The sequence below is a fragment of the Wolbachia endosymbiont (group B) of Sphaerophoria taeniata genome, from assembly GCF_947179355.1.
Lineage (GTDB): Bacteria > Pseudomonadota > Alphaproteobacteria > Rickettsiales > Anaplasmataceae > Wolbachia.
Genome location: NZ_CAMXAW010000002.1, coordinates 438,829 through 451,338, shown reverse-complemented (window position 1 = coordinate 451,338; position 12,510 = coordinate 438,829). Strand labels below are relative to the sequence as shown.

The 12,510-nt window shown below is 36.0% G+C and carries 16 protein-coding genes; all 16 read right to left on the bottom strand.

Annotated features, from left to right (window positions below):
- Positions 1–80 precede the first annotated feature (80 nt).
- Complete coding sequence (locus tag ONG75_RS03275) at positions 81–1,241, bottom strand: phage tail protein (protein ID WP_264375434.1); 1,161 nt, start codon at positions 1,239–1,241, stop codon at positions 81–83.
- The gene (locus tag ONG75_RS03270) at positions 1,226–2,017 is read right to left on the bottom strand and encodes a baseplate assembly protein (RefSeq protein WP_264375433.1); all 792 of its coding nucleotides are present in this window, start codon (positions 2,015–2,017) and stop codon (positions 1,226–1,228) included. Before ONG75_RS03270 ends, ONG75_RS03275 begins: the two co-directional genes overlap by 16 nt.
- 2 nt (positions 2,018–2,019) lie before the next feature.
- Entirely contained in the window at positions 2,020–2,355 is a 336-nt protein-coding gene (locus ONG75_RS03265) for a GPW/gp25 family protein (protein ID WP_264375432.1), read from the bottom strand.
- Between the two features lie 2 nt (positions 2,356–2,357).
- Complete coding sequence (locus ONG75_RS03260) at positions 2,358–2,612, bottom strand: PAAR domain-containing protein (protein WP_264375431.1); 255 nt, start codon at positions 2,610–2,612, stop codon at positions 2,358–2,360.
- Entirely contained in the window at positions 2,609–3,073 is a 465-nt protein-coding gene (locus tag ONG75_RS03255) for a phage baseplate assembly protein V (RefSeq protein WP_264375430.1), read from the bottom strand. The genes ONG75_RS03260 and ONG75_RS03255 overlap by 4 nt, the downstream gene beginning before the upstream one ends.
- A complete protein-coding gene (locus tag ONG75_RS03250) occupies positions 3,060–3,536 on the bottom strand; it encodes a hypothetical protein (protein WP_264375429.1) in 477 nt (158 codons plus the stop codon). Before ONG75_RS03250 ends, ONG75_RS03255 begins: the two co-directional genes overlap by 14 nt.
- On the bottom strand, positions 3,533–4,042 hold the full coding sequence (locus tag ONG75_RS03245; RefSeq protein WP_264375428.1) for a phage tail protein: 510 nt from the start codon (positions 4,040–4,042) through the stop codon (positions 3,533–3,535). Before ONG75_RS03245 ends, ONG75_RS03250 begins: the two co-directional genes overlap by 4 nt.
- Positions 4,035–4,346 (bottom strand): head-tail joining protein, encoded by a 312-nt coding sequence (locus ONG75_RS03240; RefSeq protein ID WP_226080688.1) that lies wholly within the window; start codon positions 4,344–4,346, stop codon positions 4,035–4,037. The genes ONG75_RS03245 and ONG75_RS03240 overlap by 8 nt, the downstream gene beginning before the upstream one ends.
- Positions 4,346–5,350 carry a major capsid protein gene (locus tag ONG75_RS03235; protein WP_264375427.1) on the bottom strand — a complete coding sequence of 335 codons (1,005 nt, stop codon included), beginning with the start codon at positions 5,348–5,350 and terminating at the stop codon, positions 4,346–4,348. The genes ONG75_RS03240 and ONG75_RS03235 overlap by 1 nt, the downstream gene beginning before the upstream one ends.
- Before the next feature lie 37 nt (positions 5,351–5,387).
- The gene (locus ONG75_RS03230; RefSeq protein WP_264375771.1) at positions 5,388–5,762 is read right to left on the bottom strand and encodes a head decoration protein; all 375 of its coding nucleotides are present in this window, start codon (positions 5,760–5,762) and stop codon (positions 5,388–5,390) included.
- A 74-nt stretch (positions 5,763–5,836) separates the two neighbouring features.
- Positions 5,837–6,880: a S49 family peptidase gene (locus tag ONG75_RS03225; RefSeq protein ID WP_264375770.1), complete on the bottom strand. Its 1,044-nt coding sequence runs from the start codon at positions 6,878–6,880 to the stop codon at positions 5,837–5,839.
- Positions 6,867–8,285 (bottom strand): phage portal protein, encoded by a 1,419-nt coding sequence (locus ONG75_RS03220; protein WP_264375842.1) that lies wholly within the window; start codon positions 8,283–8,285, stop codon positions 6,867–6,869. Before ONG75_RS03220 ends, ONG75_RS03225 begins: the two co-directional genes overlap by 14 nt.
- On the bottom strand, positions 8,282–8,986 hold the full coding sequence (locus tag ONG75_RS03215) for a glycoside hydrolase family 25 protein (protein ID WP_236514948.1): 705 nt from the start codon (positions 8,984–8,986) through the stop codon (positions 8,282–8,284). Before ONG75_RS03215 ends, ONG75_RS03220 begins: the two co-directional genes overlap by 4 nt.
- Positions 8,983–9,207 carry a gpW family protein gene (locus tag ONG75_RS03210; RefSeq protein WP_264375769.1) on the bottom strand — a complete coding sequence of 75 codons (225 nt, stop codon included), beginning with the start codon at positions 9,205–9,207 and terminating at the stop codon, positions 8,983–8,985. The genes ONG75_RS03215 and ONG75_RS03210 overlap by 4 nt, the downstream gene beginning before the upstream one ends.
- Positions 9,200–11,020, bottom strand: a complete 1,821-nt coding sequence (locus tag ONG75_RS03205; protein ID WP_264375768.1) for a phage terminase large subunit family protein — start codon at positions 11,018–11,020, stop codon at positions 9,200–9,202. The genes ONG75_RS03210 and ONG75_RS03205 overlap by 8 nt, the downstream gene beginning before the upstream one ends.
- Positions 11,017–12,510, bottom strand: a complete 1,494-nt coding sequence (locus ONG75_RS03200; protein WP_264375421.1) for an ankyrin repeat domain-containing protein — start codon at positions 12,508–12,510, stop codon at positions 11,017–11,019. The genes ONG75_RS03205 and ONG75_RS03200 overlap by 4 nt, the downstream gene beginning before the upstream one ends.

The window sequence follows — 12,510 nt, the reverse complement described above, 5'->3', positions numbered from 1 at the left end:
AGAAAGCAAGTCCTTTTCTTTTTATTTCATACATTTTAACCTATTATTAATATAATATATGAGGATCTAAATATAAGTACTTAACTTATTACAGATATCACTTGACTATTTTTCCAACTTCTGTGCAAATGTCGATGTTCGTGCCACTTCAGTACTCCTGGATAAAATACTAAAATATGATTTTCTAATTCGTGTATTGAGTCTTTTTGCTTTAAATCTAAATTGTTTTCAAAATGAACATAGTGTTCTGCCACACCAAATCTTATAACTTTCTGGTTGGTAAAATCTTCTACTTTGTAGTGGTGAGTAACGCTAAACCTTTCTAAAATTGGCTTGTATTTTAAATTCCACAGTTGTTCAGATAGTTTGCTACTTCCTAGTAAAAATTTACTTCCTTTTTCTTCCACACTACCAACTGGAAAACATGCGTTTATTTCCCCCAAGTTCCAGCTATCTGATAATACTATCTGCGCTTTCGCAAACTTAATCTCAGGTAATAAGCTCTGTGGTAGCGGATATAGCGCTTTGAAGTTATACCACACATGATTTCTTTCATAAATACCGTTATAATTCTTTGTGTGAGGCTCGGTTTCTCCAAGTATTGCTACATCTAATCGATATATGTCATTACTAAATGCTTGCTCATAATGAACACGAAAAGTACTAAACTTAAAACTTGGATTTAAGATTTTTAGCTCAAATGAGTTCTTCCGACCAAATGATAACACCGGTCCATCTTTTTCTATTTTTACCCCTGAATAATCAGAAAGAAGATCTCCAAATAAACTCTCATCCAATATAAATCTCTGCACATTATAATAATCGTTAAAAATCCTCATTAATCTGGATCTTACAGGCAGTGATAGTTTTGCCAGCTCTACTACTGCATCTACGAAGAAGTCATTTGGTACCTCTTTTATCCCTACTTGCAACTCAAAAAAGTGTTTACCGGGTGGCTCTTCAATAATTGTAATATCTTCTATATTTGCCCACTTTAGTGCTATTTTGAGTGATGCTGGGGTTCCACGTAGTCTTTGAAATTTTACTCCTTCTACTACGGCTTTTCTTCTATCTTTTACCCAACGCAGTATCTCTTCTAAACCATATTCTTCTATTATCCACGGCAATGTTTCTTCTTTAAGACTAAACTTAAATCCTCTGATACAGTTTGGATCTACTTTATAATCTATCGCATCTACCAATGCTTTTTCTTGTTTTGTTGCGTTTAGTGGCAATAGCATTTTAAATTTCGCAAATTTGCACACTCATTCCCCAGTACCACAACATCCTCTTTTGGCTCTATTAATTCCACATTTTCTACACCATCTACAAATAGATTCGCTATTATCCACGATCTTGTTACACTCCACCCTAATCTTTTTGCTAATTCAAACTTCTCAATAAACTGCTTCTTGATTTCCTCCTCTGATATTACAGGACTTATGCTCATTCTGCTGTGGATATCTATTTCCATAATATTGCAGCCAATTACTGTTACTGTATCGGTTAAAACCCTTATATCATCTCTAGTAACCTGCTTTTTTACAATTTCTAGTAACTCTTCTAACGCTATGCCAGTTTGTGTTGATAAGATTGAAATTTGTACTTTCCCTGGTATAGTTGATTCCACTAGTGCATCTTTTACTCTACTATCTGCTGACAGTGCATGATATTTATAATATTCCTTACTTCCTCCTGTTGACCAACCTGCTATCTTTGCTTTAATTCTTTTTCTAAATCGTTCATCATCTTCTTCTTTCTGCCTCTCTACTCCATAAAACTCAGCCAAATTATCAAGATCTTCTCCCGTTGCAAATTTCAGTAAATTACCCTTTACAGCTTCGTTTATCCTTTGTCTGAGCAAAAGTTCTCTCCATGCTGATACTTCTAAAATCTTCATCGCTGGGTCACTTTCAACTAATGCTGTAAAACTTTCATCTCTACGCACTAACTCTTCCTTCATTCTCGAAAATATTTCCTCGAAACTTAGCTTTTCTACAATATTTGGCAACTGCATACTTATATAACCATTCCATCAAAGCGAATGTTTTTCCCACTTGGTACGTATAATCCTTCTAGGTCAAGCGTTACTTTTCCTTCTTTCACCTCTGTCATTTTTACTTTTTCTAACTTAAATCTCTTCTCAAATTTCCCCAGTGCTTCTGCTGTTGCTGCATAGATTTCCAAAGTTAAATCTCTACTGATTGGTTTATCCACTAATTCAAATAGCCTAGACCCATAATCCCTTCTCATGATTCTACTGTTAATAGGAGTGGTCAGTATATCAATTATCGACTGCTTTAAGTGCTCTATTCCTTCTAACGTCTTTCCTGTTTTAGCATCCATACCCTTCATTTCTATTTTGCAAAGACGCTTTCACTGCCTTTTATTACTTTAAACCCACATGAAACTATATCTCCTACTCTTCCTACACTAAGACCATTTGCAAACACTATTTTTGATCCTTGAATCATTACTTTTCCTTCACTAAAACTGTCTCCTTGCCTACATATTGACTTGCCGTTTACAAAAACATTATTACTTCCGCTAATGCAGAAATGTGGTATAGCTTTTCCACAATAGTCTCCTAACCTTACTATTCCTTTGTTCAATTTAAGTCGATCCTTTCTGCTTTCAGTTTTATTCCACTTTTTGTCATTTCTATGCTCGATTCCCCAGCTTTCAGTGTTATTTTGTCTACTACTTCAATCTCTAAATGATGTTTATCTTTATCGTATGACAACTTTGTTCCATCTTGAAATGTTAAGCTACTCACCTCTTTTTTATTTTCTGGTGCAGAGTACTTTTGTTGATATATTCCAGGAAGTACTACTCCTAAAGATAATTCTCCCAGCGGGGAAAGTATAACTACTTGCTCATCAATATCTGGCGGAGACCAATTTCTATCTTTTCCTGCTTTGCTTGTTATCCATGGCAACCAATCTGTTAAAAATTCTCCTATTTTAATTCTTACTTTTGCTTTTTCATAATCTACTTCTTTTACAAGCCCTATTCGTACAATGTTTGCTAATTTTCTTTGCAGCTCTGAAATAGCAAAATTACTCTCTAACATTTTCTCCTATTGTAATCGTATGTGGCTTAATCTTATTTTCTGTCCATATCGATTTACCTAAATGAAGCTGATGATTCCAATCAACCATCCACACCAAATATGCATCTAATTCGGGTCTAAATCCATCAGGCTCTGCAGAAAGAAATTCAGCCGGAGATACATTCTTTTCCCAGGTATTCTTGTTCACTACTCTTACTACTTCTGCTGCTAATGACCTTACAACTAACGAGGAATCCTCGACTGTTCCATCAACTACAACCCTTGCTTCAAATCTTGCTTTTAGCGCTAATTCTTCTGTTCCAGGATCTTTTCCCGATTCTAAACTCACAAGCTCTACAAATAACGCTGGCGCTATCAATTCTTTTCTTATTGCTGGATAAATTTCACATGTCTGTATAGACGGTATTTCTTCCTTCAGTGTGCTGCAAATTGTTTGATGTAAATCTGTCCAGAACTTTGTCATATCTTTAAAATATAGTTTAGCTCATGCTTAAAGTATTTCTCAAACACTCTCTCACTCTCATAATTAACAAGGTCTTTTATTATTCTTGAGCCTTCTGGTTCCAGCGGTAGTTTTACTTCCTTTATTGGCAATGCTGCTCTTCCTTCACGTTTAAACATACCGCTATTTCCTTTTGGCATAACTGCTGCAAATCCTCCTATAAACTCATACTTTCCTACTTTCGATCCTCTTCTTGTTTTTTGTATTTTGCCAATTGCCGATGCTCTAATGTCATAGAGATTTGCTCTAATTAACACTTCTAATCTGCTAGTTTTCGCCTTAAAAATTCTTAATCTCTTTCTTATCAAACTTTTCTTTTCCTCACTGATTTCCTTAGCTGCTTTTGCTTTTAACCATAGTGCTGTTCTATTTAGTGCTTTTATAGCTGCCAGTTTTACTTTCTGCTCTTTTCCGTCAATATTGGAGATTATTTCATTAATATTGTTACTAGTTTTAATATTAAACACTTTCTATTGCCTCAATTTTCCATATTTTACCTGAAGAATCTTTCAATGGTGGTTCAAAAATCTTGTAGAACCTTTTTTCAATCTTGATATAATTACCTATGCTAAAGGAAGTAACGTCCTGATCACGTATTTCTATAGAAGCAATTTGCTGAGTTAATGCTCCATCTGCACCTAAAGAATACGTAGTATCGGGACGTTTAATTAGCACTTTCATTTTACGAATACTCTCCTTATTTTTATTACAATATATGGCTTCCACTCCTAGATGCTCAAAACAATCTTCCAATAATTTTCCTATATTCATCAACTAGAACTAATTTTTACCAAAACTGCCGGACGATGGCACATTGGCAGAGGATTTGACTGCGTATGTAAATCAGTTCCTCTATCAAATCTTCTTGGCTCTTGTTTTGCATATAATGGCTGACCAAGCGTATTCACCGTCTCATTAAAGTCTGCTGGTGCAAAATATGTCGTAAACGTACTTGCTGTTCCTACTGGAAAACAGTTTCCACTTTCTCTTTCTATAAACCTTCTCACGGTTCCTTCAGGATCAGTTGCTTGCCCTCTATATTCCTCAAACGTGATTCCACAGAATGTAAATCCTGACCTCATATCATTCCGAAGTGCTGCTCCTTCTTGCCATCTTTCGTATGCTTCTTTCACTTTACTATGCGAAGTTAATGCATCAAAAAACTCAGGGCTTACCAAAGCATGAATCCCGGTCATATATTCACCACTTAGATTATCTTCAATATGCCGCAATACTTCTAGACATTTACGCTTGACATCGGTTGTCGCTGTTCCTAGTGCAAAATTTACTACTTTTGGTGTTATTTCAAATTCGTTGTACAGATTTAGTAATTCTGACCCATCAGCATCTAAAATTATTCCTTTCAGCGCTCCCATCCGCAAATGCTCCAACGTTATTGCATGTTTATTTCTCATTAGCTGCAAATGGTCAGTTATTACATCTGCCAGCGCTTTCAGTTCACTTTCTGATCCAAATGCCCTTATTCCCTGTACCTCCTCTGGTAATACTACATCATCATGTGGAATATGTGGAATCGTAAATGTTCTTACCTTTCTTTTTCCTCTTTTTCCTACTGTTGCTGGTGCTCCGGGTAACTGCGTTGGTAATAAACTTAATACTCCATTTTGCTCTTCTATAGTAATATGTCTAAATCTTACTGACCTACTTGGAAATAAATTTAAATTTTCAACACGTCCATAATTTATCGGCAATATATTCATCGCATTTGTTAGTGCTGTCATGCTAAATGCTGTATTTGTAAATGGATTTTGCATTCTTTCTTTTCCCCCTTATATATGTTTTAATAGTTTTTTAAACTCCCTTGCGGATAATGATCCCTTGTGCTTCAAGTTGCTTTATTGCTGCAGCTTTCTGCTCTTCAGTGATATTTGCTGGCCATACAACTGCATGATCTGCTAGCATTGCACCGCGAGCAATAATTACTCCTTTACTATTACTATTTTCCTTTGCGTTTACATCGCTTGCTATCACTCCTATCGCCGTTTGTGTCCCATCTGTGGCAGTTGGATTGATTATCCTAATCATGTTGTCTTTATCACGACTAATAACTGTTCCTAGCTTCAGATTTTGCCCCTTGGCTACTGTTATCTGATCTCTTGAATATAGACTTGATGCCTCATACTTTAATAAGTCACCTAGATTATTTTGTTCGGTTATACATGTCATATTTCCTTTTCTCCTTTTTTTATTTTTTTACCGCCATATTTGTGGTTGTTATACACGGCGGTTATACACATACTTTAAATGTTTGATTGCGCACGACTTTTCGCTACCTGCATCATCAACTCTTCTCCTGAATTCTGTGGTATTGCACTTAGTATTTCTGTCTTCTTCGTTTGCTCTGCAAGTAACTCCATTAAAACTTCCCTGGCTTGCTCAATACTTACGCCTTGCTCAATAAATTCTCCTATCTTTTCTGGCATCTTCGATAAATTACATAAACGTATTAATTCAAGAACTTCAGTACGATACTTGGTTAAATTATCAGTTTCTAGGTCATTTGTAGTTTGTTCATTCATAGTAATACTCCTGTTTTTATTAATAGATGAAAGAATTGTCATTCCGTCTGCAAGGCCTATTTCTATTGCTCTCTCGCCAAAATATAGCCCTGCCTCCGTTGATCGAATCTTTTCAATTGAAAGACCTCTGTTCCTCGCTATTAGCTGCACAAACATTTCATATAGTCGGTCTACTTCTTTTTGTAAGCTTTCCAGACTTTCAGACGTCATTGGCTCATGTGGATTTAAATCATTTTTTCTACTTCCTGCAAATACTGTGGTATATTTTATTCCACATTTTTCATTAAATCCACTTTGATCTATATGACTTGCTATTACCCCTATGCTTCCTACTCCTGAAGTTCTGCTCACAAATACCTTTTCAGCACTTGACGCTATAGCATATGCAGCAGAGTAAGCATCATCATTTGCTAATGCCACAATTCTCTTTTTTGCTCTTGATTCGTAAATAAAATCAGCCAGGTCAAACACTCCATTGACCTCTCCTCCTGGACTATCTATATCCAAAAGAATTATTTCCACTTTTTCATCCTCTAAAGCTTCTTCTATTTCCTCTTGTATCTTCTCGTACGATGTCATACCTAGAAAATCATCAAAAGCTCCTGGTTTTTTAGTTAAAATGCCATGTATTGGTATAATTGCTGTCTTTTCTATATTGTTCTTTACATAGTGTTTTACGTTTTTAAAGATAGGTTGTTTTTGACTTTGGAGAGATAGTAGTTCAAAACTTTTTGGTTCAAGCATTAATGGTCTACTTAGAAACATTGTTTCCTCCAACATCAGAATCAAATATTAAATTGAGACTATTGGCACGTTTATTATCCTCTGCTATTTCTTGATCAATTTCTTCTACATCGTAACCCATTTCTGATACTACTTCTGATCGACTCTTAAATCCATTTCTTACTGCCATTTGCTGTGCTTGCTGATCTTTTAGTGGATCCACCCAATCAAATCCCTGTGGTATCCATTTTACTTCTTCTTTCGCTGCTTTTACTACTTTTTCATCTATACTCAGTTCTCCAGAAAGTACTGCTAACTCTAGCCATCTATTCCAAATAGGTCTACAAAACTGGAACACTATCACGTTATGCTGCAACATTGAACACCTTCTGCGAAACTCTATCAGCCCTGCTCGAATGGATGAATAATTAACACCGGTTAAATCTCCTGTTAGCTGCTCATATGTTATTCCTATGCCTATTGCTATTGCCCTGAGTTGCTGTCTCATGAATGCTTCATAGCTTCCCCCAACATCAGATGGTTCCGAAAATTTGATGTCTTCTCCTGGGTCTAAAAGCTGCATTGTTCCAGGCTCTAAACCAGATAGTGCTACTCCTTGCTCATTACTTTCACCTTCTCCTAAAATATTTGCTTCTGGATCGAGTCTCGTAATAAATCCTGCAAACATCGCCGCTGTCTTTTTTCTCACTAGCTCTGCATCATCGTATTGATCAAGCTCATAAAGCTTTAGCAGTATACTCGAAAGCCAAGGCTCACCTCTGATTTGCCCAGGTCTTAGTGGTCTATAAATATGTAAAACATCATTTGCTGGTACTCTTACTGATTCTCCAAATGAGCCTTCGCCTGGATGTTCTCTAAATAAGTAATATGCTTCTCTTTGCCCAAGCTTGTTAAACTCAATCCCGTTTCTTATTACATTACCATTTGCTAAAGTTTGATTTGTTTTATTGTCTAAATGTTCAGACTCAAGTACTTGCAGTTGTAGTGGTACAGAAAATCTATCTTCCAGCTTTCTCGTTCTTAAACGTACAAAACATTCTCCTCCCTCTATCATACTTCTGCATACTAGAGCCTGCAGACCATAAAAATCACTTACTCCGTTACTATCTGCTTCATCTGTCCATTTTAGCCATAATTCTTGCACTTTCTTTCTAAATTCTGCATTCTTTGCTTTTGATTGCGGCTTTATTCCTGTTCCAATAGAGTTACTTACTATTGTATCAATAATATTTGCTGCATATGGATTTTTTCTCACCATATCACGTGATCTACTACGTAAAGTTTCAAGGCTTTGAGACAGCAAATTGTTTATACTTCCTAACTCTGGTTGAAAGTGAAAAAATCTTCTTCCTGACCCTGCTGCATCCCATGCTGAACTTTTGATTTTTGGCTTGCTAAATAGTTGTTTGAAATTTTTCAGCATCATACTAACCAAAATTCTCTTAATTCTTTTAATGTGCCGTTAAATTTATTTCTGTCACATTTTCCGATTCCACTTACTTCATGTGGCTCTGGACCATTTTTACCGTCGGTGTATTGCCATAAAATCCACTTATTCCAGCCTTGCGGTAAAACAGGTTGATCTCCATATCTTGCTATCCATAATGGACATTTAGTCAAAATTGGTGTGGCAAAATCTTTCAAAAATTTAGCACCTCCATACACTAAAGGTGAACGCCCTGTTTCTTCTTGAACTTTTTTAATAAAATCTTCTGCTTGTCTTGGTTCTATATTTTTTCCACTTTCGTTCTCTTCAATATCAAGAGCAACAATTGTATTTTTAGCTTTACCCACTGTATTCAAAAAGTGATTTGCCTGATCCTTTCCATCTTCCCCTACACCGAAATGATATGAACCCCATAATAGACCCAAGTCTTCAGCTTCTTTTCTTCTTTCTTTGTATTTTGAATCTATGTACTCTGTTCCTTGCGTTGCCTTATGAATTACTCCAACTATACCACTCTCTTTAGCTAACTCAAAATCCACATTTTCTTGCCAATGTGACAAATCTATTATTCCATTTACTGAACTCTCTCTATTGTCCCATAGTTTTATGAAAGTTTTTAATTGCTCTAAAAATTCAGAATATTCCTCTTTTACAACTTTTCTCAGAAAATTTTCCCTCATATAACTCCTTTATTTGTTGCAAAAATAATCTTTCGTTTAGGCTTCATACCTGCAACTTTCAGTTCAGCCTTAATACGTTGCCGTAAATTCAGCAAGTCATTTATCTGAACTTCAGCATATCTCACCACATGGTCACCATATGCAATTGATACTACTCGCTCTCCGCTTTGCAGCTTCTTTATTGCTTGTTCAACTTGAAACAAATACTCTTCGTTATACATTTTTCAACCACTTACTCTGTCTTACTTTTTTAGGTTTTTTACTTTCTCCACTCAAACTATTCCATTTACTCTCTGGCCATCGATCGATTCCAAGCGCAATAGATGCAGCCCTAGCATAAATTCGGCAATCTAATACTTCATTTCTTTCTCTTACTTTTTGCCACTCTTGTTTGGTGTATCCTTTTACTACTTTGCTGACTAATTGCTCTGCCGTTAGCTGCTTAAAATATTCAGGTGCATACTCCGGAAAATGACAATATCCTGCTGGCACTTTCTCTTCTTCTTTCAAAATATTAAGTAATTGAAAAAGCTCTGACTTTAATATCGATACTCCTACTGGCCATAGCTTTATTCCTCTTTTTAGCTTTTGACCACCAACTGTTATATCTACTCTACTTGGGCTGCTAAGTGGTACTAGGGCTTTATTTACACCTTTCACTGCCATTACTCTTCCAGATCCTTGATGACCTCTTACCCAGTTGTATACTTCTTGTGTTGCATATCCTGCATCAACTGCCATCATGCTTATCATGTACTCAAGCCCATTTTCACCAATAAAATGATGATTTAAGAGCTCAGAGAGTTTTCCCCATACTTCTCCACCCCCAGTATCTCCTTCAAATACTCGGTAGTCTATTGACCAACTTTCACGGCTTTTTCCCCAGGCTACAACTTCTACTTCTAAGCGGTCTTTTTGGACATCAACACCTGCAGTAAGTACCACTTCTCCTTTTGGTACTGTGCCTATGGGAAAAAATTCTCTTCTGTTAAATAATTGCTTCCAGTCTGGTACTTCTCCTTTATCTACCCAAGTTTCTCCTAAAGTGGTATTTATCCAAACTTTTAGTAATTGTTCACTTTCTTTTGCATGGAGAAAGTCCTCTACTGCTTGTTGCCAACTATACCAGCCAACTGGACTATAAAGACTTGAAAGATGAAATCCTTTTTTCTCACCTTTTACTCTATTAGTAGGTCTCCATTCTCCACGGTCTAGCATCTCTGTCTTTTGATGATTTTCTATCTTTTCACCACATTCTATACATATATAGTGTGCTGTATTTGGATTTTTATCTTCCCATTTTATTTGTGACCATTTTAATATTTGGTAATAATTACAATACGGACAGGGAACAAAAAAGTACTGCTTATCTGTTGCTTCAAATTCTTTCTCAATTCTGCTTATTCCATGAATCGTTGGTGTTGATACTAAAAAAATCTTTCGCCGTGCAAATGTATTAGTACGGGCTATGCTGAGTAAAACTGGATCTCCTTCACCTCCTGAATCTCCTGGATAAGCATCTATTTCATCAAGAAAGAGGTATTTTACTGGCATAGACCTGAGACCCACACTACTGTTTGCTCCGGTTATTACTACTATTCCACCTGGAAATTCCTTACTTTGTACAGTATTTCCTGAATCTCTTGACCTTGGGTCTTTTACTTTACTTTTTAAACATGGTGTACTCTCTATTAACGGCGCAAATCTTCCTTTTGACCAACTTTTTCCCATTTCAACTGTTGGCTGTACTACCAGCATTGGACCTGGTGTTTGATCGATGATATAGCCTATCCAATTGTTACCAGCTTCTGTTCCCCCAATCTGCGCTCCCTTCATGAATACTACTTTTTCAGCCTGTGAAGAAGGAGATAGTGAATCCATGATTTCTTTTAAATAAGGAGTTCTTTCCGTTCTCCATTTTCCTGGCTCTGATGCTGCAGTTGCTGCTAAAACTCGATACTCATTCGCCCACTCTGATACTTTAAGCTCTGGATCTGGTTTTAAACCTTCAGAAAAAGATGTGGCGTATATCATTGTCTGCATCTACTCATAATTGGTTCTATCTCAATATTGTTAACAGTAGAGTTTATTCCTCCACACTCCTCCAATTCCATAAACATCTTTTTCTGAAATTCGTTTTCTATATATCTTTTGCTCATCTCACTTACCATTATTGCTATAACAAGCGCAAATACCCCTGTTATTGTTGCAAAAATGATTGCACTGCTTATTGTTGCTGCTGTTAAACCTATATATGCTGCCATTGCTACTGCGCTAACTGTAATACAGATGCAGATAATATTATTATGTTTTTTCATCCTTTTATCTGCTATTTCTCTCTGTGCTATATATTTATTATGAAGGGTTGGAAAATTGATAACGGTATCTCTGCAGAGCAATGCACCATTTTTTTCAGTAAATAAAACTTTAAGTAACTCCAAATTATTTGATTTGATTGCTAAGTGCAAAACAGGTGTATAATTTGCTCCTTTTTTCAGTAGTAATTTTACTACATGTAAATGTCCTTTTTCTGCAGCAAGGTAAATTGGTGATAGACTTTTATTGTTTGAAATATCAATATCGATTTCTTCTTTTAAGATAGACTCTACAAGCTCAATTTCTCCTCTTTGTGCAGCTAAATGTAGTAGACTATTCTTTTCAGAACCGTATTTATTACTCATCAAAGCCTTCTTTATCTCAGGTTTAGCGTAATCAAATGGTGTCTTACCATTATCATCCCTGATTAAAGGATCTATATCCTCTCGAGTTAGTAAAACCTCTATTGTTTTAAGTCTTTCAGCGTAATGTAGTGGCGTTTTATTTTCGTAGTCTTGCAAATTGACTTGAGCATTAGGCTCCCTTATTAAGCATTTCAGAATATCAAGACATAAGTCTCTTTCATCGTAATTAGTATTACTTACAGCTATATGAACAGGTGACAATTTCATCGAGTTTTGTCCTACACGTGCGCTATTTACATCTGCTCCTAGCTCCAGTAATAACTTTACTATCTCCAATTTTTTGTTGTTAACTGCATAGTGCATCGGTGTCTGATTTCGTGCATCAAAAACCTCGATTTCAGCATTTCCTTCTCTTATCAAAATCTTTACAACTTCTGCATGTCCTATGCCTGCTGCTAGATGTAATGGAGTATGGTGCAAAGCATTTCGTACATTAACGTCAATACCTTTTCCTATCAAATATCTAACTGCATTAACTTCACCTATCATTGCAGCTAAATGAAGTAAGCTATCTTGTTCTGACCCGTACTTGTTATTAATTAGCGCTTGTAATATTTCTGCTTTTTTCCCTTCTTTGGCGTAATCAAGAGATGTTTTACCATCATTATCTTCTACAAAAGGATTAATGTTCTTCTTCGTGAGTAACAAGTCCACCATGCTTAATTCGTCAAATTCTATAGCGCAGTGTAGTGGGGTTTTTCCGTTTAACCCTCTGACATTAACATCTAATCCAGGTTGATTGATTAAACACTTTATTAACTCTAAACTTAAGTTATCAGCCAT

Bases quoted from the DNA above. Each gene is read 5' to 3' on its own strand.
- ONG75_RS03275 (WP_264375434.1), bottom strand. From the start codon at position 1,241: ATGCTATTGCCACTAAACGCAACAAAACAAGAAAAAGCATTGGTAGAT.
- ONG75_RS03270 (WP_264375433.1), bottom strand. From the start codon at position 2,017: ATGCAGTTGCCAAATATTGTAGAAAAGCTAAGTTTCGAGGAAATATTT.
- ONG75_RS03265 (WP_264375432.1), bottom strand. From the start codon at position 2,355: ATGAAGGGTATGGATGCTAAAACAGGAAAGACGTTAGAAGGAATAGAG.
- ONG75_RS03255 (WP_264375430.1), bottom strand. From the start codon at position 3,073: ATGTTAGAGAGTAATTTTGCTATTTCAGAGCTGCAAAGAAAATTAGCA.
- ONG75_RS03250 (WP_264375429.1), bottom strand. From the start codon at position 3,536: ATGACAAAGTTCTGGACAGATTTACATCAAACAATTTGCAGCACACTG.
- ONG75_RS03240 (WP_226080688.1), bottom strand. From the start codon at position 4,346: ATGAATATAGGAAAATTATTGGAAGATTGTTTTGAGCATCTAGGAGTG.
- ONG75_RS03235 (WP_264375427.1), bottom strand. From the start codon at position 5,350: ATGCAAAATCCATTTACAAATACAGCATTTAGCATGACAGCACTAACA.
- ONG75_RS03230 (WP_264375771.1), bottom strand. From the start codon at position 5,762: ATGACATGTATAACCGAACAAAATAATCTAGGTGACTTATTAAAGTAT.
- ONG75_RS03225 (WP_264375770.1), bottom strand. From the start codon at position 6,880: ATGTTTCTAAGTAGACCATTAATGCTTGAACCAAAAAGTTTTGAACTA.
- ONG75_RS03220 (WP_264375842.1), bottom strand. From the start codon at position 8,285: ATGATGCTGAAAAATTTCAAACAACTATTTAGCAAGCCAAAAATCAAA.
- ONG75_RS03215 (WP_236514948.1), bottom strand. From the start codon at position 8,986: ATGAGGGAAAATTTTCTGAGAAAAGTTGTAAAAGAGGAATATTCTGAA.
- ONG75_RS03210 (WP_264375769.1), bottom strand. From the start codon at position 9,207: ATGTATAACGAAGAGTATTTGTTTCAAGTTGAACAAGCAATAAAGAAG.
- ONG75_RS03205 (WP_264375768.1), bottom strand. From the start codon at position 11,020: ATGATATACGCCACATCTTTTTCTGAAGGTTTAAAACCAGATCCAGAG.
- ONG75_RS03200 (WP_264375421.1), bottom strand. From the start codon at position 12,510: ATGGCTGATAACTTAAGTTTAGAGTTAATAAAGTGTTTAATCAATCAA.